Here is a 24,528-nt window from a genome sequence, read left to right on the forward strand (position 1 = left end):
GGGGGGAACCGTAGGGCCTGGCATGACTATCGGCGCCCTGCTTGTGTAGGAGCGGCGTGAGCCGCGACCGGAATGCCCGCGCAAGGCGGGACGCGTGCGCAGGCCGATCCGCCGCGCTTGCCACCCCCGCCGGCATCGTCGAAGCTGGCCCCACCGCTGCGGCATCGCCCGCCGGCAAGGAAGCCTCACCCCGTTCGCGCGGTTCGCGCGTTAAGGGATTCGACCCCGCCACAAGGAAGCGCCTCCGGTGAAATTCCCCTTTGCCCCCGCCGTGCTCGCCGGCCTGCTGCTCAGCCTGCCTCTGGGCCTGGTCGGCCTGGTCGGCCTGGCCGACGCGCAGACGCCCGCCGATCTGACCGCTCCGCCCTCGCCGCCGCTGCTGCGCGTCGCCGGGGACTCGCTCGAACGGCCGATCGAACTGGCATCGGCGCAGGTCGACGGCGAGATCGTCGGCGGCCTGGCGCGGACTTCGATCGAGCTGGTGTTCCGCAATCCCAACGCGCGCGTGCTGGAAGGCGAGCTGCAGTTCCCGCTGCAGCCCGGCCAGCAGGTCGCCGGCTTCGCCCTGGATATCGGCGGCGCGATGCGCGACGCGGTGCCGGTGCCGAAGGCGCAGGGTCGGCAGGTGTTCGAGGCGATCGAACGCCGCGGCATCGACCCCGGTCTGCTCGAACAGACCGCCGGCAATCAATTCAAGCTGCGGGTGTATCCGATCCCGGCCGGCGGTACGCGCCGGGTGCGGCTGGACCTGGTCGAATCGCTGCGCCTGGACGGCGAGGGTTGGCTGTACCAGTTGCCGTTGCGCTTCGCCGAAGGCGCCGGCCGCTTCGCCGGCGAACTGCGCACGGCGGCCAAGCCCGAGGCGCTGGGCCTGGCACGCGGGCTGAAGCCGCGCAAGGACGGCCGCGGTTACCGCCTGATCCTGACCGAGCGTCCGCCGGGCGAAGCGCTGAGCCTGCGCCTGCCGCGCGCCGCGCAGGCGCGCAGCTACGTGCAGGACGTCGCCGGCGAACGCTACTTCCTGGCCGAAGTGCCGCTGAGCGGCGCTTCGGCGCCGCGCACGCTGCCGCGAACCGTGGGCCTGCTGTGGGACGCCTCGGCCTCCGGCCGCAAGCGCGACCACGCCGGCGAGCTGGACTTGCTCGACCGCTATTTCCGCGCCGCCGGCAGCGTGCAGGTGCGCCTGATCCGCCTGCGCGACCGTGCCGAAGCGGCGCAGACCTTCGAGGTCCGCGGCGGCGACTGGTCGGCGCTGCGCCGTGAGCTGGACGACACCGTCTACGACGGCGCCACCGATCCGGGCGGCTGGACCGCGCAGGCCGAGGTCGGCGAATACCTGCTTTTCAGCGACGGGTTGTTCAATTACGGCGAGCAGCGCCTGCCCGCACTGGGCCCGCAGCAGCGCCTGTACGCGCTCAACGCCGCCGGCGCCGACGGCGACAACGACCGCTTGCGCGCGCTCGCGCAGGCCCACGGCGGACGCCTGATCGCCTGGAGCCGCGCCGGCGAGATCGAGCGCGCGGCGCGCGAGCTGCTCGAACTGGCGCCGCAGCTGTTGTCGGTGGGCGGCGCCGGCATCGCCGATGCGGTGGCCGAGTCGAGCTTCGCCGACGCCGGCCTGCTGCGCATCGCCGGCCGTCTGCGCGACGCGCCGGCGACGCTGCGCCTGCGGTTGCGCGACGCCGGCGGCGAGCGCGAGCTGGAACTGCCGATCGGCGCCGACGAGGCGGCGATCCCGAACAGCCGCTTCCCGGCGGCGCTGTGGGCGCAGTACTCGATCCGCGCGCTGCAGGCCGACCCCGAACGCCATCGGGCGCAGATCGCCCGGCTCGGCCAGCGCTTCGGCCTGGTCAACGCCGAAACCTCGCTGATCGTGCTGGAAGACGTGGCCGATTACGCGCGCTACCGTATCGAGCCGCCGGCGCCGCTGCGCGAGGAATACCGGCGCCTGCTGTCGGCGCAGGAAGAACAGGTCGCCGGCGAACGCCGCATCCACCTCGACCTGGTCGCGGACAGCTACCAGGAGCGCATCGACTGGTGGCAGCACGATTTCCCCAAGGGCAAGCCGCCGTTGGCGGTCGCCGCGGACGAGCGCCGGCGGGTGGCCGACGTCGCGCCGGCGGCGGCGGTAGCCTACGCGCCGCCGGCGCCGGCGCCGGCGGATTTTGCCCGGGAACCCACGACCCTGGACCGGGTACAGAGGCCCGCCCCGGCCGCCGCGGGAGTAGCGGCCGAAGCGATCGACAAGATCGTCGTCACCGGGCATCGCCTGGAGCAGGACGAGGCGGGATCGGCCGCCGTCCAGCGCCCGGCCCGCATCGCCCTGCAGGCCTGGCAGCCGGATTCGCCCTACGCCCGCCGCCTGCGCAAGGCCGACGCAGGCAGCGCCTACGCGATCTACCTCGACGAACGCGATTCGCAGGCCGACAGCACCGCGTTCTACCTCGACGCCGCCGACGTGCTGTTCGAGAAGGGCCGGCCGGAACTGGCGCTGCGGGTGCTGTCCAACCTGGCCGAGCTGGACCTGGAGAACCGCCACGTGCTGCGCGTGCTCGGCTACCGGCTGATGCAGGCCGGGCAGCCGGCGCTGGCCGCGCAGGTGCTGGAACGGGTGCAGCGGATGGCCGAAGAGGAGCCGCAGAGCTTCCGCGACCTGGGCCTGGCCTACGCCGCCGCCGGCCGGGCCCAGGACGCGGTCGACCAGTTGTACGAGGTCGTCCTGCGCAGCTGGGACGGCCGCTTCGACGGGGTCGAGGAAATCGCCCTGGCCGAACTCAACGCGATCGCCGCCGCCCACCCGGGCCGGGTCGACCTGGGGCGGGTCGATCCGCGCCTGCGCCGCAACCTGCCGCTGGCCTTGCGCGCGGTGCTGAGCTGGGACAGCGACAACAGCGACATGGACCTGTGGGTCACCGACCCGAACGGGGAGAAGTGCTACTACGGCAACGACCTGACCTACCAGGGCGGGCGCATCACCGACGATTTCACCGGCGGCTACGGCCCGGAGGAGTTCGCCCTGCGCCGGGCCAAGCCCGGCAAGTACAAGGTCGAGGCCCAGTTCTACGGCGACCGCCAGCAACTGGTGACCGGGGCGACCACCCTGAGCCTGCGCCTGAGCACCGGCTTCGGCGGCCCCGGCCAGCAGGACCGCCAGGTCACCCTGCGGCTGAAGGACGCCAAGGAGCAGATCCTGGTCGGCGAGTTCGAGGTCCGCTGAACCGCCGCGGCCGGGCGGGCGCCGCGGCGTCCGCCCGGCCCGGAGCGCGGCGGCGCGGGCCGCAGGGCAGGGCGGGGCGGCCGCCGGGCTGCTAGAATCGCCGGTTCATCCGCATCAAGACCACTCGGACATGATCGAACTCAATCCCGTCCGCCAGCGCATCGCCGACCTCAAGGGTCGGCTGGATGCGCTGAGGGGGTATCTTTGACTACGACAGCAAAGTCGAACGTCTGGAAGAAGTAAACCGCGAGCTGGAAAGCCCCGACGTCTGGAACGACGCCGAGCGCGCCCAGGGCCTGGGCCGCGAGCGCGCCTCGCTGGACAAGGTGGTGACCGGCATCCGCAGCCTCACCGACGGCCTGGTCGGCGGCCTGGAGCTGCTGGAACTGGCCGAGATGGAGGACGACGAGTCCACCGCCCTGGCCGTGGTCGACGACGTCGAGCGCTACAGCAAGCAGGTCGAGAAGCTGGAATTCCAGCGCATGTTCTCCGGCCAGATGGATTCCACCAACGCCTTCGTCGACATCCAGGCCGGCGCCGGCGGCACCGAGGCCCAGGACTGGGCCGAAATCCTGCTGCGCATGTACCTGCGCTGGGCCGAATCGCGCGGCTGGAAAGCCGAGCTGATGGAAGTCAGCGGCGGCGACGTCGCCGGGATCAAGTCGGCCACCTTCCGGGTCGAGGGCGACTTCGCCTACGGCTGGCTGAAGACCGAGACCGGCGTGCACCGGCTGGTGCGCAAGTCGCCGTTCGACTCCGACAACCGCCGCCACACCAGCTTCACCTCGGTGTTCGTGTCGCCGGAAGTCGACGACAAGATCGACATCGAGATCAATCCGGCCGACCTCAAGACCGACGTGTACCGGTCTTCCGGCGCGGGCGGCCAGCACGTCAACAAGACCGAGTCGGCGGTGCGCATCACCCACGTGCCCAGCGGCATTGTCGTGGCCTGCCAGACCGAGCGCAGCCAGCACGCCAACCGCGACCGGGCGATGAAGATGCTCGCGGCGAAGTTGTACGAACTGGAAATGCAGAAGCGCAACGCCGAGCGCGACGCGGTCGAAGCGACCAAGTCCGACATCGGCTGGGGCAGCCAGATCCGCAACTACGTGCTCGACCAGAGCCGGATCAAGGACCTGCGCACCGGCATCGAGCGCAGCGATACCCAGAAGGTGCTCGACGGCGACCTCGACGAATTCGTCGAAGCCAGCCTGAAGTCCGGCCTGGAAGTCGGCTCGAAACGTTCCGACGCTGTCTGAGGCGGCTGCCGCCTCGGGAATTCGGGATCGGGGATTAGGGATTGGCCAAAACCTATCCCGCCCGCTCCCGGAATCCCTGCTTCAGGGGATTCGGGATTGGGGATTGGCTAAAGCCGATCCCGCCAACTCCCGGAATCCCTGCTTCGAATCCCCAATCCCGAATCCCGAATCCCAAAACCGCAATGACCGACAACGACCTGCCGCCCATCGACGAGAACCATCTGATCGCCGAGCGCCGCGGCAAACTCAAGGCGCTGCGCGAGGAGGGGATCGCGTTCCCGAACGATTTCCGCCGCGGCGACTTTGTCGGCGACCTGCAGGCGCAGTTCGTTGACGCCGAAGCCTGGTCCCAGGAGGCGCTGGACGCCCGCGGCCAGCGCGTCGCGGTCGCCGGCCGGATCCTGCTCAAGCGGGTGATGGGCAAGGCCAGCTTCGTCCAGATCCAGGACGAGTCCGGCCGCATCCAGTTGTTCCTGCAGGCCAACGCGCTCGGCGAGACCTACGACAAGTTCAAGGGCTGGGACGTGGGCGACATCGTCGCCGCCGAAGGTCCGCTGACCCGGACCAAGACCGGCGAGCTGTCGGTCAAGGCCGAGTCGCTGCGCCTGCTGACCAAGGCCCTGCGTCCGCTGCCGGACAAGTTCCACGGCCTCAGCGACGTCGAACAGCGCTACCGCCAGCGCTACGTCGACCTGATCGTCTCGCCGGACGCGCGCGAAGTGTTCGTCAAGCGCTCCAAGATCATCCGCGCGATGCGCGCCTGGCTCGACGCGCGCCGCTTCCTGGAAGTGGAAACGCCGATGATGCATTACATCCCCGGCGGCGCCGCGGCCAAGCCCTTCGTCACCCACCACAACGCGCTCGACCTGGAGCTGTACCTGCGGGTGGCGCCGGAGCTGTACCTCAAGCGCCTGGTGGTCGGCGGCCTGGAGCGGGTCTACGAGATCAACCGCAATTTCCGCAACGAGGGCGTGTCGACCCGGCACAACCCCGAGTTCACCATGCTCGAGCTGTACGAGGCCTACGCCACCTACACCGAGATCATGGACCTGACCGAGGCGGTGATCCGCCATGCCGCGCAGGACGTGCTCGGCGCGACCCAGGTCGAATGGGACGGCAGCGCCATCGACCTGGGGCCGCGGTTCCGTCGCTGGTCGATGACCGACGCGGTGCTCGAGCACAACCCGGAGATCAAGCGTGAGGAACTGCGCGACCTCGCCGCCATGCGCGCTCACTGCGCGCGACTGAAGATCGGGGTCAAGCCGTCCTACGGCTGGGGCAAGCTGCTGCTGGAGATCTTCGAGAAGACCGTCGAGCACACCCTGATCCAGCCGACCTTCATCACCGACCACCCGGTCGAGGTCAGCCCGCTGGCGCGCGCCAACGACCTGGACCCGGAGCTGACCGACCGCTTCGAGCTGTTCATCGGCGGCAAGGAACTGGCCAACGGCTTCTCCGAGCTCAACGATCCGGAAGACCAGGCCGCGCGCTTCCAGGCCCAGGTCGACCAGAAGGAGGGCGGCGACGACGAGGCCATGCACTACGACGCCGACTACATCCGCGCGCTGGAAGTCGGCCTGCCGCCGACCGGCGGCCTGGGCATCGGCATCGATCGCCTGGTGATGATGCTGACCGGCAGTTCCTCGATCCGCGACGTGCTGCTGTTCCCCTACATGCGCCCGGAAGCCGGCGGCTGAGCCGGCGACCAACGCAAGGCGCAGCCGAAAACGGCCGGCATTCGCTGGCCGTTTTCGTTGTGGGCTTGCGTAGAAAACGTGATGAACCGCGCGCATTGCGACTGCGGACTGCGCGCCGCAGGCTCGCGGCGGTTTCTAATGAGGTGTTCCAGGTTTGCCACTTGGGACCTTAGACGGCTGTCACGGGCAACGCGTCGGAGTATGCTCGCGGATCGGCCGCCACAGGGGGCGGCCCTACTACGGATACCGGTGTGAACGTCGTTATCGTCGATGACCAAACGTCCGCGCGGACCATGCTGCGCCACATCATCGAGGACATAGCGCCCGAGTTGTCGGTGCACGATTTCGGCGAACCCGAGGCCGCGCTCGCCTGGTGCGAAACGCACCAGCCCGACCTGTTGCTGCTCGATTACCGCATGCCCGGGATCGACGGCCTGGAATTCGCGCGCCGTTTCCGCCGCCTGCCGATGCACCGCGACATCCCGATCATCCTGGTCACCGTGGTCGGCGACGAGCCGGTGCGCCAGGCCGCGCTGGAAGCGGGGGTGATCGACTTCCTGGTCAAGCCGGTGCGCCCGCGCGAGCTGCGCGCGCGTTGCCGCAACCTGCTGCAGTTGCGCCAGCAGTCCGAGAACGTCAAGCAGCGCGCGCTGTCGCTGGAGCAGCGCCTGCTGTCGAGCATGCACGAGGTCGAGGAGCGCGAGCGCGAGACCCTGTCGCGGCTGGCGCGCGCGATCGAGTACCGCGACGCCGGCACCAGCGCCTACCTGGAGCGGATGTCGCACATCGCCGGGCTGATCGCCGAGCAGTTGGGCATGTTCGAGGACGAGATCCGGGTCATCGAGATGGCCGCGCCGCTGCACGACATCGGCAAGATCGCCATTCCCGACTCGGTGCTGATGAAGCCCGGCCCGCTGACCGAGGAGGAGACGGCGGTCATGCGCCGTCATCCCAAGATCGGCTACGAACTGCTCAGCGGCAGCCAGAACCGCTTCATCCAGGCCGGCGCCCTGATCGCCCTGCGCCACCACGAGCGCTACGACGGCAGCGGCTACCCCGACGGCCTGGTCGGCGAGCAGATCCCGCTGGAGGCCCGGATCGTGGCCGTGGCCGACGTGTTCGACGCGCTGATTTCGCCCCGTCCTTACAAGAAAGCCTGGGACGTGGAAGAGGCTTTGGAGTATATGTACGCCCAGCGGGGCCGCCTGTTCGACCCGCGGTGCGTGGATGCGCTGATCCGCAGTCGCGCCCGTCTCGACGAAATTTGCGACAGATACTCGGCCAGCTTTCCTCGTCCCGGCTTGGAGTAGCCGATGGCTTCCATCCTGCGCTTGTTGAAGGAGCGCCTGTCCAACCGCCCGGACAGCGAGCACGGGCAGGCCTTGGTCCGCCTGATCATCGCCTGTCTGATCGTGGCCTACCTGCTGGGCCTGCAAGCCTTCCAGCAGGACAGCCGGGCGACCCAGACCATGCTCTGGGTGATGTCCGCCGAATCGGTGGTCGGCCTGGGGCTGCTGGCCGGGATCGTGCGCTGGCCCGGGGTCTCGCACCTGCGGCGCTGGATCGGCATGATCGCCGACTACTCGACCCTGGCGGCGCTGATGTCGCTGGACGCGCCTTCGCTGGCGCCGCTGTACGTGATCGTGCTGTGGGTGACCATCGGCAACGGCCTGCGCTACGGCACCACCTACCTGTACACCTCCGCCAGCCTGGCCGGGGCCTCGTTCCTGGCGGTGATCCTGGCCAACCCCTACTGGCGCGGCCAGCCCTACCTGGCGGTCGGCCTGTGGCTGGGCCTGGTGGCGATCCCGGCCTACCTGTCCTCGCTGCTGCGCAGCCTGCAGAAGGCGACCGAGGACGCGCGCCGGGCCAACGAGGCCAAGAGCCGCTTCCTGGCCAACATGAGCCACGAGCTGCGCACCCCGCTGAACGGCATCATCGGCATGGCCGAGCTGATGCACGGCACCCGCCTGGCGCCGGAACAGCGCGAGTACGCCGACGTCATCCACACCTCGGCCCAGTCGCTGCTGTTGCTGGTCAACGACGTGCTCGACATCTCGGCGATCGAGGCCGGCAAGCTGCAGCGCCGCGACGTCGACTTCAACCTGCAGGAAGTGATGAAGCGCCTGCAGAAGATGCTGCAGCCGCTGGCCGCGGCCAAGGGCCTGACCCTCAAGATCGACGTCGAGCAGGACGTGCCGCTGCGCCTGAACGGCGACAGCGCGCTGCTCACCCAGGTGCTGCTGAACCTGCTGCACAACGCGGTCAAGTTCACCGAGAAGGGCGGGGTGTCGCTGGTAACCCGGATCGCCGACGGCGGCGCGCCGGTCGCGGTGGCCGGCGGCGGGCGCCAGGCGCGGCTGCGCTTCTCGGTGCGCGACACCGGCATCGGCATCCCCAGCGCCGACCAGGAACGGATCTTCCAGGCCTTCGAGCAGGTCGACAACGGCCCGACCCGGCGTTTCGGCGGCACCGGCCTGGGCACCACCATCGCCAAGACCCTGACCCAGCTGCTCGGCGGCCAGATCGGCCTGGAGACCAACCCCGGCGGCGGCAGCCATTTCTGGATCGAGCTGCCGCTGCGCCTGGAAGACGCGGCGCCGGCGGCGCACGAGGCCGCCCCGGCGGACAGCGGCAAGGTGGTCTCGTTCGAAGACCCCTTCATCCGCCACAAGACCCGGGTGCGCGGCCTCAAGGTGCTGATCGCCGACGACCAGTCGGCCAACCGCACCGTGCTGACCCGGATCCTGGAGCGCGCCGGCCACCGGGTGCAGGCGGTCAACGACGGCGAGGAGGCGCTGGACCAACTGGAGACCGGCCAGTTCGAGTTGGCGATCCTGGACATGCACATGCCCGGCCTGAGCGGCCTGGACGTGATCCGCCAGTTGCGCTTCATGCAGGCCGGCAACAGCCGCCGCACGCCGACCATCATCCTCAGCGCGGATGCGACCCTGCAGGCCTCCGAGGCGGCCAGCGAAGCCGGCGCCATGGCCTTCCTGACCAAGCCGATCGTGGTCGGCCGCTTGCTGGAGACCATCGCCGACGTGGTCGACACCCAGCGCCTGCCGGCGGTGCGCGCGATCAGCGACGTCAGCCGCCCGCTGACCAATCCGGCGGTGCTCGCCGAGCTGGCGGAAATGGGGTTGGGCGATCAATTCCTGCGCGACTTCGTCGAGCAGTGCCTGAAGGACGCCGCGGCGTGCCAGACCAATCTCGGCGCGGCCGGCCAGGCCCAGCATTGGGAAGAGTTCCGCGAGGTCGCCCACGCCTACAAGGGCGTCTGCGAAAACCTGGGCGCGCACTCCATAGCCGAGCGCTGCTCGCAGATCATGCGGGCCGGCGACGATGCGCTGGCGCGCGAGCACGGCAAACTCGTCAGCGAACTCGCCGGGCAGTTGGCGGCGGTCGCCGACCTCAGCCGTCAGGAAGTGGCGCGGCTCAGCCGTGGCGCGCGCGGCAAGGACATTCCCGACGTTTCGTGAGCTTGCATCCTGCCACGCAGGACGCGTGGCAGGCTCCCCCCTGCAAGACGATCATGCCAGCGCCAGATTCAGCGCGGCCGAGCCGGCCCGGCGCTGCTGCGCCCGCACCAGACGGTCCATGGTCTTGAGCCCGCGGTCGCTCAGGCGCATCGCCGCGTCGACCCATTCGGTGGTGACCGACAGCAGCTCCTCGAGGCTGACCGGACGGCAGGCCTGGCGCACGGTGTTCATCGCCCGCAGCGCATTGCCCATGCGCTGATTGCGCTTGATCGTGTCGTGCGCCGCCTGCAGCCCGCAGCCGCGCGGCACCACCTGGTCGACCACGCCCATGCGCAGCAGCTCTTCGACCGGATAGACGCGGGCGTTGAGCATCATGTGCTCGGCCTGGGCCGGCGAAACGCGACGGGTCAGGAAGGTGTAGGCGCCCATGCCCGGGAACAGGTCGAACAGCACCTCCGGGAAGCCCATGCCGGTGCCGGCCTCGGCGATGATGGTGTGGCAGCACAGCGCCGCCTCGAAGCCGCCGCCGAGCGCGTCGCCCTGGATCACGGCGATGCTGTGCACGCGGTCTTCGTGCAACTGGTAGAGGTTGAAGGCGACCTCGATGCACAGGCGCGCGTAGTCGAGCAGGCGCTCGCGGTCGTTTTCGCGGATCAGGCGCGAGAACAGCGCCAGGTCGCCGCCGAGATTGAACACGTCGGCTTCCGAGCCGAGGACGAAATGGCGGATCCCGGCGCGCGGGTCGGTTTCCGCGGCCAGTTCGCGGCGGATGCGTTCCTGCACGCGCTTCATGTCGTCGAGCAGGCGGATCGAGAAGCAAGGCGAGTAGACCGCGTCCGCTCCGTGGACGAGTTCGGGCTGGGCGTGCATGTAGCCCCAATCCACGCCGCTGCCGGCGTCGGCCACGTGACGGAACAGGCTGGCGGCTTCGGCGACCGGGAAACGAGCGGAAGCGGCTTCGGCGATGGGGAAACGAGCGGAGATGGACATGGCGGACTCCTGGAGGTCGGTGGCGGGGAAAAAGTCCCGCAATTCGATGCTACACCTCGTTCCTAGTGTGTTCAGACAAGCCCGATGTCGCGTTTTGCCTGCGTTGGCGCGCACAAAAAAGCCCCTGCGAGGCAGGGGCTCCTGAATGCGCGATCGGCGCGGCCGCAGCGCGCTGCGCCGCGGCCGACTCACCGAAACTCACGTCTTGGCGTTGTCGCGCAACTCGCGGCGCAGGATCTTGCCGACGTTGGTCTTGGGCAGCTCGGTGCGGAACTCGACGAACCTGGGGTGCTTGTAGCCGGTGAGGTTGGCGCGCGCGTGGGCCTTGACCTCCTCGGCGGTGAGCGAGGGATCCTTCTTCACGATCACCACCTTCACCGCTTCGCCGGACTTCTCGTCGGGCACGCCGACCGCGGCCACTTCCAGCACGCCCGGCATCATCGCGATCACGTCCTCGACTTCGTTCGGATACACGTTGAAGCCGGACACCAGGATCATGTCCTTCTTGCGGTCGACGACGTAGAAGAAGCCCTGTTCGTCCATCCGCGCCATGTCGCCGGTGTGCAGCCAGCCGTCGGGGTCGATGACCTGGGCGGTGTCCTCGGGACGGTTCCAATAGCCCTTCATCACCTGCGGGCCCTTGATGCACAGCTCGCCGACTTCGCCGACCGGCAGGATGCGGCCTTCCTCGTCCTTGACGCAGGCGTCGGTGGAGGAGATCGGCAAACCGATCGCGCCGTTGTACTCGGCCAGGTCCATCGGATTGATGCAGGCCGCGGGCGAGGTTTCGGTCAGGCCGTAGGCCTCGACCAGGGTCACGCCGGTGACCTGCTTCCAGCGATCGGCGACCGAACGCTGCACCGCCATGCCGCCGCCGAGGGTCAGGTGCAGGCGCGAGAAATCCACCTGGTCGAAACCGGGCGTGTTGAGCAGGCCGTTGAACAGCGTGTTGACGCCGGTGATCGCGGTGAACGGAGTGTTCTTCAGTTCCTTGACGAAACCCGCCATGTCGCGCGGGTTGGTGATCATGTGGTTGAGGCCGCCGAACTTCATGAACACCAGGCCGTTCGCGGTCAGCGCGAAGATGTGGTACAGCGGCAGCGCGGTGATGATGACTTCCTGGCCGAGCTTGACGTTGGCGCCGACCCAGGCCGCGGCCTGCTGCATGTTGGCGACCAGGTTGCGATGGGTCAGCATCGCGCCCTTGGCCACGCCGGTGGTACCGCCGGTGTACTGCAGGAAGGCGATGTCGTCGGGCGAGATCTCCACCTCGGGCAGCTTGTGCATCTGGCCCAGGGTGAGGGTGTCGCGGAAACGCACGGCGCCGGGGATGTCGTAGTCCGGCACCATCTTCTTCACGTACTTCAGCACGAAGTTCATGATCGGGCCCTTGAGCCCGCCGATCATGTCGCCCAAGCCGGTGGTGATGACCTGCTTGACCTGGGTGCCGGCGACGACCTCGGCCACGGTCTTGCCGAAGTTGTCGAGCACGAAGATCACCGATGCGCCGGAGTCGTCGAGCTGGTGCTTGAGCTCGCGCGGGGTGTACATCGGATTGGTGTTGACCACGCTCAGGCCGGCGCGCAGCACGCCGAAGGTGGCGATCGGGTACTGCAGGCAGTTGGGCATCATGATCGCGACGCGATCGCCCTTCTTGAGCTTGAGCTCGCCGAGCAGGTACGCGGCGAATTGCGCGCTGAGCCGATCGATGTCGCCGTAAGTGAGGACCTTGCCGAAATTCGAGAAGGCCGGACGGTCCCGGTATTTATCGATCGCGTTCTGCAGCACCGAGACGATCGACGGGAACTCGTCGACATCGATCTGTGCCGGCACGCCTTGCGGATACTGGGCAAGCCACGGACGTTCCAAACTCATCGCGATCCCCTCTTTAATCGCTTAGATGCGGCGCCGGCGGCTGTGTGCGCCGCCGTACGGTGTTTGATCGATTGGAGCATAGGCTCTACCCCCTGGCAAGGCGCCGCCGCGGCGTCCGCGCGGACGTTGTCGGCGGTAGCGCGGACCTGTCAGGATCGTAGTCGGATACGGCCGGGCGAACGGTCGTGCGATTCTCCGAAAGCCGGATTTCCCCGCCATGCGCAACCGCCATGCCAGCCGCCCGACCGAGTTTCCGCCGGCCCTGCCGGCGCCGGCGTCGATGCGCCGGCGCGCGCTGCTGCGCGGAGTCGCGCTGCTGGCGGTGGCGGCGCTGGCCGGCTGCGCCGAGCGCGCGCCCCCGGAACAGCGCCTGCGCGAATCGATCGGGCGACTGCAGGCGGCGATCGACGCGCGCGACGCCAGCGCGATCGAAACCCAGCTCGCCGACGATTTCGTCGGCCCCGAGGGCATGGACCGTGCCGGCGCGCGGCGCCTGGCGGTGGCCAGTTTCCTGCGCTATCGCAGCACCTGGGTCCGGATCGGCCAGGTCGACATCGAGTTGCAGGAAGGCCACGCGCGGGTGCGGTTCGAGGCCGCGCTCGGCGGCGGCGCCGGCCAGCCCCTGCCGGAGGCCGCGCAGTGGTATTCGGTCAAGACCGGCTGGCGCGAACAGGGCGGCGAATGGCGCATGACCTCGGCGCAGTGGCAGCCGCGATTGTGACCGTCGGCCGGCCTGCGCGGCGACGCCGCGCTCTCGCCGGGTGAGACCGCGCTCGGCTATTCTGCGCGACCGCAAGGACGATCGCCGGCCGGGGACCGGATCGAATGGAATCAGCTTTGACCGCGGAGCAGGCGCTCGCGCTCGCGCCCGACGCTTCTTCCGCGAAGGCCGCCACCGGATTGGCGTCGGCGACGCAATGGGCCAGCCTCGGCGGCGACGCCGAAGCGCTGTGGGGCGAATGCAAGGGCAGCGGCGCCAAGCCCTATCAGGCCCAGGTCGACCTGGCTGCGCTGGTCACCCGTTGCTCCTGCCCTAGCCGCAAGTTCCCCTGCAAGCACGCCCTGGCGCTGTTGCTGATGCATGCGCGCGCCGCGATCCCGGCGGCGCAGCCGCGGCCGAGCTGGGTCGAGGAATGGCTGGCTTCGCGCCGCGACCGCGCGGTCAAGAAAGAACAGACCGCCGCCAAGGCCGCCGCGGCCCAGGCCGCCGACCCGGAAGCCGCCGCCGCGAGCGCGGCCAAGCGCGAGGCGGTGCGCTGGAAACGCATCGAGCAGGGCGGCGCCGAGTTGCAGCGCTGGATCGCCGATCAGTTCTGCCGCGGCCTGGCCTCGTTCGGCCCGGCCCAGCGCGGCGAGTGGCAGGCGATGGCCGCGCGGATGGTCGACGCCCAGGCGCCGGCGCTGGCGGGCCAGTTGCTGGCGGCGACCGAGGCGATGGGCGAGGGCCTGGAAGCGGCCGAACGGGTGATCGAACGCCTCGGCCTGCTGTGGCTGCTGGGCGAGGCGGTGAGCCGGCGCCAGCGCCTGGCGCCGGCGCGCCTGGCCGATGTGCGCACCGCGCTGGGCTGGGTCTACGACAAGGACGACCTGGCCGCCCTGGGCGAAACCGTCGCCGACCGCTGGCAGGTGCAGGGCCAGTGCATCGAAGAGCGCGAGGACCGCCTGTTCGAGCGCCGGGTCTGGCTGCGCGGCGAAACCAGCGGCCGCGACGCGCTGCTGCACGATTACGCCTACGGCGGCCGCGGTTGGGAGCAACAGTGGCTGGACGGCCGCCGGATCGCCGCGACCCTGCGCTTCTTTCCGGGCAGCGTGCCGTTGCGCGCGCTGGTGCTGGAGCAGGGCGCCGGCGAAGCCGCGCCGCGCTGGTCGCAGGACGCGGCCGAGGCGATCGAGCGCGCGTCGCAGGCGTTCGCCGCCAATCCCTGGCTGGGCTATTGGCCGATGAGCCTGGACGCGGCGGTGCCGGTGCGCGATGGCGACGGCTGGCAGGCGCACACGCCGGCCGGCAGCCTGCGCCTGGCGCTGGCCGATGCGGCCGGTTGGCGGTTGCTCGCGCACAGCGGCGGCCGCGGCCTGAAATTGATGGGCGAGTGGGACGGCCGCGCGCTGCGCCCGCTCGCGGCCTGGCGCGAACGCGGCGACGAACTCGCCGGTTGGATGGAGGCGGCATGAGCGCGCAATGGATCAAGCCGGCGCTGATCGGCGTCGACGGCGCCCGTCCGGTCGCGTTCGGCGCGCCGGTCGACGAGTTGCTGCAGGCCTGCGCCGACGACGACGCGGCGGTGCGCTACGCCCGCGGCGCGGCGGCGATGGCCGCGTGCCGGCGCGCGGCGGTGGATACCGTGGCCGCGGCGCCGCTGCCGGCCGGCGCGGCCGACGATGTCTCGGCGCTGGCCGAGGATCAGCCGCTGGCCGCAGCGCTGCGGACGATCTTCCGCGACGGCGGCGAGCGCCTGCAGCACGAAGCCTGCCTGCGCTTGCAGGCGCTGGACCGGCGCTTGCCGCCCAGCGCCGTGGCGGCGGCGCTGGCCGCCGGCCAGCGCTCGACCCGCCTGCGCGGCGCGTTGCTGCCGGTGCTCGGCGAGCGCGGCCGCTGGTTGGCCGGGTTGAACCCGGATTGGGCCTATGCCGGCGGCGGCGATGCCGCGGCGGCGGCGGACGGCGACGACCCGGCCCGGTTGTGGCAGGAGGGCAGTTTCGAACAGCGCCTGCAGCTGTTGCGCACGGTGCGCGCGGGCGATCCCGGCGTCGCGCGCGGGATGCTGCAGCAACAGCTCGGCGAATTGCCGGCGAAGGAGCGCGCCGAGTTCGCCGCGGCGCTCGAGGTCGGCCTGTCGGCGGACGACGAAGCCTTGCTCGCCGGCCTGCTCAAGGACCGCGGCCGCGACGTGCGGCGGATCGCCGCCGGCCTGCTGGCGCGGCTGCCGCAATCGGCGCACGCGCTACGCCTGCTGGCCTGGCTGGCGCCGCTGGTGACCCAGGAGCGCGCCTTGCTGGTCAAGCGCTGGGTCGTGGAGGCGCCGCAGGCGGCCGATCCGGACTGGGCCGGCGCGGCGATCGAGAGCGCGCGCCCGCAGCACGACGCGTTGGGCGAACGCGCCTGGTGGCTGTACCAGCTGACCCGGCAGGCGCCGCTGGCCTGGTGGTGCGCGCACACCGGCATGAGCGCGGCGCAGTGTCTGGCCTGGGCCGAAAAGAGCGACTGGAAGGCGGCGCTGCAGCGCGGCTGGCTGGAGCGGGTAGGGGCGCAGGATCCGGACTGGATCGTGGCCATGCTCGAAGCGCCCGGGCGCGCGTTCCAGGGCGAGCACGCGCGCCTGCTGGCGATGCTGCCGGCGGCCGAGCGCGTGCGCCACTGGCCGCGCAGCTTCGAGCAGCTGTGGCGGCACAACCGCCACGACGAGGTGATCGATTCCTGCGCGCCGGGGCAGAGCCTGCCGGCCGACTACTCGCGAGCGATCGTCGAGGGCCTGTACGAGACGGTCGAGCGCGACCGCCTGCGCCACGACTGGAACCTGCGCCCGGTGATCCAGTCGCTGGTCGAGGTGCTGCATCCGCAGGCGTTGCGCGAATGGCGCGCGCTGCCGCGCAGCGCCGACGAGACCGCGGCGATGAGCGAATGCCTGCTCGCGGTCGAACGCACCGTCGCGCTGCGTCGCCTGCTTCACGCCTGATACGTCCGATAGCCCGATAGCCGATAGCCCGATACGCCCAGCCCGCCGGGTTGGGCCGCTTTCTTCCTTACGCATCACGTACCGAATTCTGGGGAGTTCCGATGAGCACCGCCGTCCTGCGCCAACACGCCGAGCACCAATATGCCGAAGAACTCGAACAACTGGCCAAGGCCGACGACCGCCAGCGCCCGGCCAACTGGAAACTGTCGCCGTGGGCGGTGGTGACCTATCTGATCGGCGGCAAGCTCGACAACGGTTTCGAGATCAGCGCCAAGTACATCGGCAACCGCCGGTTGATGGAGATCGCGGTGGCGACCGTCGCCACCGACCGCGCGCTGTTGCTGTTCGGCGTGCCGGGCACGGCCAAGTCCTGGGTCTCCGAGCACCTCAGCGCGGCGATCAGCGGCGACTCGACGATGCTGATCCAGGGCACCGCCGGCACCAGCGAAGAGCAGATCCGCTACGGCTGGAACTACGCCCAGTTGCTGGCCCACGGCCCGAGCGAGAATGCGCTGGTGCCCAGTCCGCTGATGAACGCGATGAAGCTGGGCAAGATCGCCCGGGTCGAGGAGCTGACCCGCATCCCCGCCGACGTCCAGGACACCCTGATCACCGTGCTCTCGGAAAAGACCCTGCCGGTGCCCGAACTGGGCAGCGAAGTGCAGGCGACCCGCGGCTTCAGCGTGATCGCCACCGCCAACAACCGCGACAAGGGCGTCAACGAACTGTCCAGCGCGCTCAAGCGCCGCTTCAACACGGTGATCCTGCCGGTGCCGTCCAGCGAGCAGGAGGAGATCTCGATCGTGGTCAAGCGCGTGCACGAACTCGGCCGCGCCCTGGAACTGCCGGCCGAGCCGCCGGCGCTGAAGGAAGTGGCGCGGATCGTGCGCATCTTCCGCGAACTGCGCAACGGCCAGACCGAAGACGGCAAGTCCAAGCTCAAGTCGCCCAGCTCGACCCTGTCCACCGCCGAGGCGATCTCGGTGATCAACAACGGCATGGCCCTGGCCGGGCATTTCGGCGACGGCGTGCTGCGTCCGGCCGACATGGCCGCGGGCATGATCGGCGCGGTGATCAAGGACCCGGTGCAGGACCAGGTGGTGTGGACGGAGTATCTGGAAACGGTGGTCAAGGAACGCTCGGACTGGAAGGACCTGTACCGCGCCTTCCGCGAACAGCTCTGAGCCGGCCATGAGCGGTCCGGTCAGCTATTTCGGCATCCGCCACCACGGCCCGGGCTGCGCGCGCAGCCTGCGCCGGAGCCTGGACGCATTGCAGCCGGACTGCGTGCTGATCGAAGGCCCGGCCGGCAGCGAAGCCTTGATCGAGCATCTGCGCGATCCGCAACTGCAGCCGCCGGTGGCGCTGCTGTCCCACGGCGTCGACGATCCGCAACTGGCGGTGTTCCATCCGTTCGCCGAGTTCTCGCCGGAATGGCAGGCGATGCGCTGGGCGGTCGAACACGCCGTGCCGGTGCGTTTCATCGACGTGCCGGCCGGCGCCAGCCTGGCCTGGCAAGCGCAGGAGCGCGCACGCCGCGGCGGTACGGCGGACGCAGCGCCGGGCGAAGGGAACGATGAGGCGGAGAGCGGCACCGAGAACGACGCCGGCCACGAAGCCGTCCACCAAGCCGCGGCGGATCCGGCGCCGGCCGCTCTGGCCGACGATGCGGCCCAGGCCGCGGCTGCGCAGGAGGCCATCGACGCGGCCGCGGACGGTTCGGCCGCGGCGCCGCCCGCCGAGCCCGCCGCGCCGGCCCGGCACCGCGACCCGCTGGACTGGCTGGCCCAGGCCGCCGGCTACGCCGACGGCGAGAGCTGGTGGAACCATATGGTCGAGGAGCGCGGCGACGGCGCCGATCTGTTCGAGGCGATCGGCGCGGCGATGACCGAACTGCGCGAGCAGGCCGGGCTGGACAACGGCTTGGACGCGCGCCAGGAAGCCTTGCGCGAGGCGCACATGCGCGCCGGCGTGCGCGAGGCGGTCAAGCAGGGGCATCAGCGCATCGCCGTGGTCTGCGGCGCCTGGCACGTGCCGGCGCTGGTCGCCAAGACCTCGGCGGCGGCCGACAAGACCCTGCTCAAGGACCTGCCGAAATTGAAGGCGGCGGCGACCTGGGTGCCGTGGACCTATCGCCACCTCAGCAGCGCCAGCGGCTACGGCGCCGGCATCGACGCGCCGGGCTGGTACGAACACCTGTGGCTGCACGGCGACGGCCCGCGCGCGGTGGGCTGGTTCGCGCGGGTGGCGCGAGTGCTGCGCGAACACGGGCTGGACTGCTCCTCGGCGCATCTGATCGAAGCCGCACGCCTGGCCGACACCCTGGCGGCCTTGCGCGAGCGGCCGGCGCCGAGCCTGGAGGAGCTCAACGAAGCCAGCCTGAGCATCCTGTGCAACGGCGACGATGCGCCGATGCGCCTGATCGAGCAGGCGCTGATGATCGGCGAACGCCTGGGCCAGGTGCCCGAGGCGGTGCCGACCGTGCCGCTGCAGCGCGACCTGGAAGCGCAGCGCAAGCGCCTGCGGCTCAAGCCGGAGACCTTGAGCAAGGCGCTGGAACTGGACCTGCGCAACGACACCGACCTGCAGCGCAGCCAGTTGCTGCATCGCCTGCTGCTGCTCGACATCGGCTGGGGCCGGCTCGGCGGCGCCGGCCGCTCCTCGCGCGGCAGCTTCCGCGAAGTCTGGGAGCTGGCCTGGCAACCCGGATTCGAGATCGACCTGGTCGTCGCCAGCCGCTACGGCCAGAGCGTCGAGCAGGCCGCGACCGCGCGCGCGATCGAGCAGGCGCGCCAGGCCGAGCGCCTGCCGGCCTTGTCGGCGTTGATCGATCGGGTGCTGCTGGCGAACCTGGCCCAGGCGGTGGAAGCCGTCGCCGAACAACTGCAGGCGCGCGCAGCCACCGACAGCGATCCCTTGTCCCTGCTCGCGGCGCTGCCGCCGCTGGCCAACGTGCAGCGCTACGGCAACGTGCGCAACACCGACGCGGCCCAGGTGCGCAGCCTGTTCGACGGCATTCTGGCCCGCGCCTGCATCGGCCTGGGCCTGGCGGTGTGCGGCCTGGACGAAGAGGCGGCCGAAGCCGCGCGCGAGGTCGTGCTGGGCGCCGACCGCGCAGTCGAACTGCGCGAAGACCCGGCGCAGACCGAGGCCTGGCGACGCAGCCTGGGCCTGGTCGCGCGCTCGCACAGCGCCGCGCCCTTGCTGCGCGGCCTGTGCACGCGGCTGCTGTTCGACGCCGGCGGCTTCGACGGCGCTTCGGTCGCGGACGAACTCGGGCTCAATCTGTCGCTCGGCGCCGAGCCGCTGCAGGCGGCGCAGTGGCTGGACGGTTTCCTCAACCGCAACGCCGCCGTGCTGCTGCACGACGACGCGGTGTGGTCGCTGATCGACGCTTGGGTGTCCGGGCTCGGCCACGAGCACTTCCTGCGCGTGGTGCCGCTGTTGCGGCGCAGCTTCGCCCGCTTCGAGGCCGCCGACCGGCGCGATCTCGGCCAGCGGGTCGAGCGGCCGCCGGGGCAGGCGCGGGCGACCGCTCCGGCGCCGGCCTGGAACGGCGAGCGCGCCGCGCGCGCCTTGCCGCTGTTGCGCGAACTGTTCGGCCTGGAGGCCGTGGAGATCCGATGAACATGTCGATGGTCACGCCGATGAGCACGCCGATGAGCGCGGACCTGCAAACCCCGGCCGCGACCGCGGCCAGCGACGAGGCGGCGACGCCGAGCAGCCGCGCCGAGCGCTGGCGCATGATCCTGGGCAGCGAGTCGCAGGACAGCTGCGGCGCGCCCGGCGCCGGATTGGCGGCGATGGAGGCCGCGCTGGCGGCGTTGTACGAACCCGCCGGTCCGGGCGGCTTGAGCCGGCGCGGCGGCCGCGGCGGCTCGGCACCGAACGTGGCGCGATGGCTCGGCGACATCCGCAAGTATTTCCCGACCAGCGTGGTCCAGGTCATGCAGCGCGATGCGCTGCAGCGTCTGAACCTGCGCCAGATGCTGCTGGAAAAGGAAATGCTCGAAGGCCTGCAGCCCGACGTGCACATGGTCGCCAACCTGGTCTCGCTGTCGGGGGTGATTCCGGCCGAAACCAAGCAGACCGCGCGCCTGGTGGTGCGCAAGGTGGTCGAAGAGCTGATGCGCAAGCTGGAAGAACCGATGCGTTCGGCGGTGACCGGCGCGCTGGACCGGGCGCGCCGTTCGCGCCGGCCGCGCCATGCCGAGATCGACTGGAACCGCACCATCCGCGCCAATCTCAAGCATTGGCAGGCCAGCCACAACACCCTCGTGCCGCAGCAGCTGATCGGCTACGGCCGCAAGTCGCGCCGGCCGCAGCGCGAGGTGACGCTGTGCATCGACCAGAGCGGCTCGATGGCCGCGTCGGTGGTGTATTCGAGCATCTTCGGCGCGGTGATGGCCTCGCTGCCGGCGGTGGCGACCCGGCTGGTGGTGTTCGACACCGCCGTGGTCGACATGACCGAGCAACTGGACGATCCGGTCGACCTGCTGTTCGGCGTGCAGCTCGGCGGCGGCACCGACATCCACGGCGCGGTCGGTTACTGCCAGAGCCTGATCCGCGAACCGCGCAACAGCATCCTGGTGCTGATCTCCGACCTGTACGAGGGCGGGGTGGAGACGCGCCTGCTGGCGCGGGCGCAGGAACTGGTCGAGGCCGGGGTGCAGTTCATCGTCCTGCTCGCGCTCAGCGACGAAGGCCGCCCGGCCTACGACCAGGCGCTGGCGGCCAAGCTCGCCGCGCTCGGCGTGCCGTCCTTCGCCTGCACTCCCGACGCCTTCCCGGGCTTGATGGCGGCGGCGATCCGCCGCGACGACATCGCCCAGTGGGCCTCGGGCAACGGCCTGGTGCCGACGTCGCCGGCGCGGTGAGGTCGGGCGCGAAACCTCCTCCGGGTAGGAGCGGCGCCCCACGGGATTTCCTCCGGTCATAAGCCGCGACTGCGTGGCCGCGATGACGCCCCCGGTAACCCGAGGATTCTCCGACTGTAGGAGCGGCGTGAGCCGCGACATCCGCAGCGGTGGACGCAAGCGCTGTTGCCGCAGTTCGGATTCGATACGGGTGGCTGCCGCAATAATCGCGATGCCATTGCGGCCCTGCCGATCGACCGGGCTTCGGACAGCCCGCTTTCGTTCACCGTTACGCTTGTCGCGGCTCACGCCGCTCCTACAAGAGCCGGGTAGTCCCTTCTCCCGCTTGCGGGAGAAGGTGCCCCGAAGGGGCGGATGAGGGCGCCGGGCGGCGGCAGGCCCTCACCCCAACCCCTCTCCCGCAAGCGGGATAGGGGCTCGAAACGGCCGGGCTTCCGTCCGGTCAGGAGCCCGTCAGGCCGCCTTCTTCGCCGCCAGCTGGCGCAGCACGTAGTGCAGGATGCCGCCGTGGCGAAAGTACTCGGCTTCCTTCGGCGTCAGCAGCAGCACCTTGACCTCGAAGCGGGTCTCGCGGCCGTCGGCTTTCTTCGCCGTCACCGTCGCGGTCTTGGCCTTGCCGTCGTCCAGCCCGGTCACGCTGACCGTCTCCGAACCGTCCAGGCCGTGGCTCTGCGCGTTCTCGCCGTCCTTGAACTGCAGCGGCAGCACGCCCATGCCGACCAGGTTGGAGCGATGGATGCGCTCGAAGCTTTCGGCGATCACCGCCTTGACCCCGAGCAGGTTGGTGCCCTTGGCGGCCCAGTCGCGCGAAGAGCCGGTGCCGTATTCCTTGCCGGCGAACACCACCAGCGGCACGCCGTCGGCCTTGTACTTCATCGCGGCGTCGTAGATCGCCAGCTTTTCCGGCGCGGCGCCGTTGCCGCCGTAATACAGCGTATTGCCGCCTTCCTCGCCGCCGAACATCAGGTTCTTGATCCGGATGTTGGCGAAGGTGCCGCGCACCATCACGTCGTCGTTGCCGCGGCGACTGCCGTAGCTGTTGAAGTCGACCGGCTGCACGCCGCGGCCGACCAGGTAGCGGCCGGCCGGCGAGTCCTTCTTGATGTTGCCGGCCGGCGAGATGTGGTCGGTGGTGATCGAGTCGCCGAACAGGCCCATGACCCGGGCGCCGTGGACGTCGTCGATGCCGCCGATCTGCATGGTCATGCCGTCGAAGTAGGGCGGATTCTTGATGTAGGTCGAGGCCTCGTCCCAGGCGAAGGATTCGCCGTCCGGCGAGGCGATCTGGTTCCAGCGCGTGTCACCCTTGAACACGTCGGCGTAGTTCTGCGCGAACAGCTCCGGACCCACGGTCGCGGCGATGACGTCGCCGATTTCCTTGTTGCTCGGCCAGATGTCGCGCAGGTACACGTCCTGGCCATCGCTGCCCTTGCCGATCGGCTCCTTAGTCAGGTCGATGTTGACCGTGCCGGCGATCGCATAGGCGACCACCAGCGGCGGCGAGGCCAGGTAGTTGGCCTTCACTTCCGGATGCACCCGGCCTTCGAAGTTGCGGTTGCCCGACAGCACCGAGGCCACCACCAGTTCGTTCTCGGCGATGCCCTTGGAGACTTCGTCGGGCAGCGGGCCGGAGTTGCCGATGCAGGTGGTGCAGCCGTAGCCGACCACGTAGAAGCCCAGCGTCTCCAGGTCGTCGAGCACGCCGGCCTTCTTCAGGTAGTCGGTGACCACCAGCGAGCCCGGTCCGAGCGAGGTCTTGACCCAGGGCTTGGACTTCAGCCCCAGGCGCGCGGCGTTGCGCGCCAGCAGGCCGGCGCCGAGCATCACCGCCGGGTTGGAGGTGTTGGTGCAGGAGGTGATCGCGGCGATCACCACCGAGCCGTCGGACAGCTCGGCGTCCTGGTCCTGGATGCGGATCTTCGACACCGGCTTGGCCGCCAGGTGTTCGGCCTGCGGCTGGGCGCCGCCTTCGCCGTTGAGTTCCTCGATCGCGCAACCCACGCCCTTGGGCTTGCCGCCGTTACCTGTCTTACGGCCCGCGATCAGCGGGCCGAGGTTGTCGTTGAAGTTGCTGTGCACGTTCTCCAGCAACACCCGGTCCTGCGGGCGCTTGGGGCCGGCCAGCGAGGGCTTGACGTCGCCCAGGTCGAGCTCGAGCGTTGCCGAATAGGACGCATGCGGCTGGCCGGGCTCGTGCCACAGGCCCTGCGCCTTGGCATAGGCCTCGACCAGGGCGATCTGGGCCTCGTCGCGGCCGGACAGGCGCAGGTAGTTCACCGCCTCGGCGTCGATCGGGAAGATGCCGCAGGTGGCGCCGTACTCCGGCGCCATGTTGGCGATGGTGGCGCGGTCGGCCAGCGGCAGGTGCTGCAGGCCGTCGCCGTAGAACTCGACGAACTTGCCGACCACGCCGAGCTTGCGCAGCATCTGGGTCACGGTCAGCACCAGGTCGGTCGCGGTGGTGCCTTCCGGCAGCTGGCCGCTGAGCTTGAAGCCGACCACCTGCGGGATCAGCATCGACGAGGGCTGGCCGAGCATCGCCGCCTCGGCCTCGATGCCGCCCACGCCCCAGCCGAGCACGCCGATGCCGTTGATCATCGTGGTGTGGCTGTCGGTGCCGAACACGGTGTCGGGGAAGGCCAACAGGGCGCCGTCGACCTCGCGGCCGACCACCACCCGGGCCAGGTTCTCCAGGTTGACCTGGTGGACGATGCCGGTGTTCGGCGGCACCACCTTGAAGTTCTCGAACGACTTCTGGCCCCAGCGCAGGAAGCTGTAGCGCTCCTTGTTGCGATCGAACTCGATCTTGCCGTTCAGGTCCAGCGCGTCCGGGCGGCCGAACACGTCGACCTGGACCGAGTGGTCGATGACCAGTTCGGAGGGGATCAGCGGATTGATCTGGGACGGATTGCCGCCGAGCTTGCTGACCGCGTCGCGCATCGCCGCCAGGTCGACCACGCAGGGCACGCCGGTGAAGTCCTGCAGCACCACCCGCGCCGGCATGAAGGCGATCTCGGTGTCCGGCTCCTTGGCCGCGTCCCATTGCGCGACCGCCTCGATGTGCTCCTTGCCGACCGTGGCGCCGCCGTCCTCGTGGCGCAGCAGGTTCTCCAGCAGGATCTTCATCGAGTAGGGCAGGTGGCTGATGTCGAAGCGCTCGCCCAGGGCCGGCAGGCTGAAGTAGGTGTAGTCGCGGCCGTTGACGTTCAGTTTGCGGCGAGTGGCGTAGGAGTCGGGCATGTCGTTGGAGCTCCTTGATGCGGCTGGCGTGCGTGGGGGCACGGCACGGTGGCTGGCGAGGCGCCGCTCGACCCTGCGGTCGGGCGTGGCGCCGATTATCGCTTTATCGGGTTCAGGTAGCGTGCAGACAATGGTCTAAGCGGACTACAGCGTTCCGCCGCAAGCGTATGGACGGATCGCGCAAAGCCTTGCCCGGCGGGGCCGGGCGCGATCCGGG

Annotated in this window: 14 protein-coding genes; 11 read left to right on the forward strand and 3 right to left on the reverse strand. The window is 70.0% G+C overall.

Annotated elements, in window-relative coordinates:
- Positions 1 to 247: 247 nt before the first annotated feature.
- The 5 genes from K4L06_RS17415 to K4L06_RS17435 all read left to right on the forward strand — a co-directional run bounded on the left by K4L06_RS17415 (position 248) and on the right by K4L06_RS17435 (position 9,655).
- Positions 248 to 3,217, forward strand: a complete 2,970-nt coding sequence (locus K4L06_RS17415) for a VIT domain-containing protein (RefSeq protein WP_343225778.1) — start codon at positions 248 to 250, stop codon at positions 3,215 to 3,217.
- A gap of 130 nt (positions 3,218 to 3,347) precedes the next feature.
- Positions 3,348 to 4,476, forward strand: a protein-coding gene (gene prfB, locus K4L06_RS17420) for a peptide chain release factor 2 (RefSeq protein WP_221672595.1) whose coding sequence is annotated in 2 segments (ribosomal slippage) — positions 3,348 to 3,422 and positions 3,424 to 4,476 — 1,128 coding nt in all. Because the reading frame shifts where the segments join, the coding sequence is not laid out codon by codon here.
- Positions 4,477 to 4,658: 182 nt separating this feature from the next.
- Entirely contained in the window at positions 4,659 to 6,173 is a 1,515-nt protein-coding gene (lysS, locus tag K4L06_RS17425; protein WP_221672596.1) for a lysine--tRNA ligase, read from the forward strand.
- Between the two features lie 251 nt (positions 6,174 to 6,424).
- Positions 6,425 to 7,483 carry a two-component system response regulator gene (locus K4L06_RS17430; RefSeq protein WP_087960666.1) on the forward strand — a complete coding sequence of 353 codons (1,059 nt, stop codon included), beginning with the start codon at positions 6,425 to 6,427 and terminating at the stop codon, positions 7,481 to 7,483.
- A 3-nt stretch (positions 7,484 to 7,486) separates the two neighbouring features.
- A complete protein-coding gene (locus tag K4L06_RS17435; RefSeq protein WP_221672597.1) occupies positions 7,487 to 9,655 on the forward strand; it encodes an ATP-binding protein in 2,169 nt (722 codons plus the stop codon).
- 51 nt (positions 9,656 to 9,706) lie between these two features.
- On the opposite strand, the gene K4L06_RS17440 is transcribed toward K4L06_RS17435, so the two are convergent.
- A complete protein-coding gene (locus K4L06_RS17440; RefSeq protein WP_221672598.1) occupies positions 9,707 to 10,645 on the reverse strand; it encodes a crotonase/enoyl-CoA hydratase family protein in 939 nt (312 codons plus the stop codon).
- Between the two features lie 198 nt (positions 10,646 to 10,843).
- Entirely contained in the window at positions 10,844 to 12,520 is a 1,677-nt protein-coding gene (locus K4L06_RS17445) for a long-chain fatty acid--CoA ligase (RefSeq protein WP_221672599.1), read from the reverse strand.
- Between the two features lie 217 nt (positions 12,521 to 12,737).
- Here K4L06_RS17445 and K4L06_RS17450 point away from each other — a divergent pair, with 217 nt between their 5' ends.
- The 6 genes from K4L06_RS17450 (at position 12,738) to K4L06_RS17475 (ending at position 21,071) form a co-directional block, all read left to right on the forward strand.
- Positions 12,738 to 13,241 (forward strand): nuclear transport factor 2 family protein, encoded by a 504-nt coding sequence (locus K4L06_RS17450; protein WP_221672600.1) that lies wholly within the window; start codon positions 12,738 to 12,740, stop codon positions 13,239 to 13,241.
- A gap of 104 nt (positions 13,242 to 13,345) precedes the next feature.
- Complete coding sequence (locus K4L06_RS17455; protein ID WP_221672601.1) at positions 13,346 to 14,692, forward strand: SWIM zinc finger family protein; 1,347 nt, start codon at positions 13,346 to 13,348, stop codon at positions 14,690 to 14,692.
- On the forward strand, positions 14,689 to 16,194 hold the full coding sequence (locus K4L06_RS17460; protein WP_221672602.1) for a DUF5691 domain-containing protein: 1,506 nt from the start codon (positions 14,689 to 14,691) through the stop codon (positions 16,192 to 16,194). Before K4L06_RS17455 ends, K4L06_RS17460 begins: the two co-directional genes overlap by 4 nt.
- 101 nt (positions 16,195 to 16,295) lie before the next feature.
- On the forward strand, positions 16,296 to 17,378 hold the full coding sequence (locus K4L06_RS17465; protein WP_221672603.1) for an AAA family ATPase: 1,083 nt from the start codon (positions 16,296 to 16,298) through the stop codon (positions 17,376 to 17,378).
- 7 nt (positions 17,379 to 17,385) lie between these two features.
- On the forward strand, positions 17,386 to 19,821 hold the full coding sequence (locus tag K4L06_RS17470; protein ID WP_221672604.1) for a DUF5682 family protein: 2,436 nt from the start codon (positions 17,386 to 17,388) through the stop codon (positions 19,819 to 19,821).
- A complete protein-coding gene (locus K4L06_RS17475) occupies positions 19,818 to 21,071 on the forward strand; it encodes a VWA domain-containing protein (RefSeq protein ID WP_255595195.1) in 1,254 nt (417 codons plus the stop codon). The genes K4L06_RS17470 and K4L06_RS17475 overlap by 4 nt, the downstream gene beginning before the upstream one ends.
- A gap of 453 nt (positions 21,072 to 21,524) precedes the next feature.
- Here K4L06_RS17475 and acnA read toward each other — a convergent pair whose 3' ends face one another.
- The gene (gene acnA / locus K4L06_RS17480; RefSeq protein ID WP_221672605.1) at positions 21,525 to 24,311 is read right to left on the reverse strand and encodes an aconitate hydratase AcnA; all 2,787 of its coding nucleotides are present in this window, start codon (positions 24,309 to 24,311) and stop codon (positions 21,525 to 21,527) included.
- Positions 24,312 to 24,528 lie beyond the last annotated feature (217 nt).

The organism is Lysobacter sp. BMK333-48F3, from assembly GCF_019733395.1.
GTDB lineage: Bacteria > Pseudomonadota > Gammaproteobacteria > Xanthomonadales > Xanthomonadaceae > Lysobacter.

Bases quoted from the DNA above. Each gene is read 5' to 3' on its own strand.
- lysS (WP_221672596.1), top strand. From the start codon at position 4,659: ATGACCGACAACGACCTGCCGCCCATCGACGAGAACCATCTGATCGCC.
- K4L06_RS17435 (WP_221672597.1), top strand. From the start codon at position 7,487: ATGGCTTCCATCCTGCGCTTGTTGAAGGAGCGCCTGTCCAACCGCCCG.
- K4L06_RS17440 (WP_221672598.1), bottom strand. From the start codon at position 10,645: ATGTCCATCTCCGCTCGTTTCCCCATCGCCGAAGCCGCTTCCGCTCGT.
- K4L06_RS17445 (WP_221672599.1), bottom strand. From the start codon at position 12,520: ATGAGTTTGGAACGTCCGTGGCTTGCCCAGTATCCGCAAGGCGTGCCG.
- K4L06_RS17450 (WP_221672600.1), top strand. From the start codon at position 12,738: ATGCGCAACCGCCATGCCAGCCGCCCGACCGAGTTTCCGCCGGCCCTG.
- K4L06_RS17455 (WP_221672601.1), top strand. From the start codon at position 13,346: ATGGAATCAGCTTTGACCGCGGAGCAGGCGCTCGCGCTCGCGCCCGAC.
- K4L06_RS17460 (WP_221672602.1), top strand. From the start codon at position 14,689: ATGAGCGCGCAATGGATCAAGCCGGCGCTGATCGGCGTCGACGGCGCC.
- K4L06_RS17465 (WP_221672603.1), top strand. From the start codon at position 16,296: ATGAGCACCGCCGTCCTGCGCCAACACGCCGAGCACCAATATGCCGAA.
- K4L06_RS17470 (WP_221672604.1), top strand. From the start codon at position 17,386: ATGAGCGGTCCGGTCAGCTATTTCGGCATCCGCCACCACGGCCCGGGC.
- K4L06_RS17475 (WP_255595195.1), top strand. From the start codon at position 19,818: ATGAACATGTCGATGGTCACGCCGATGAGCACGCCGATGAGCGCGGAC.
- acnA (WP_221672605.1), bottom strand. From the start codon at position 24,311: ATGCCCGACTCCTACGCCACTCGCCGCAAACTGAACGTCAACGGCCGC.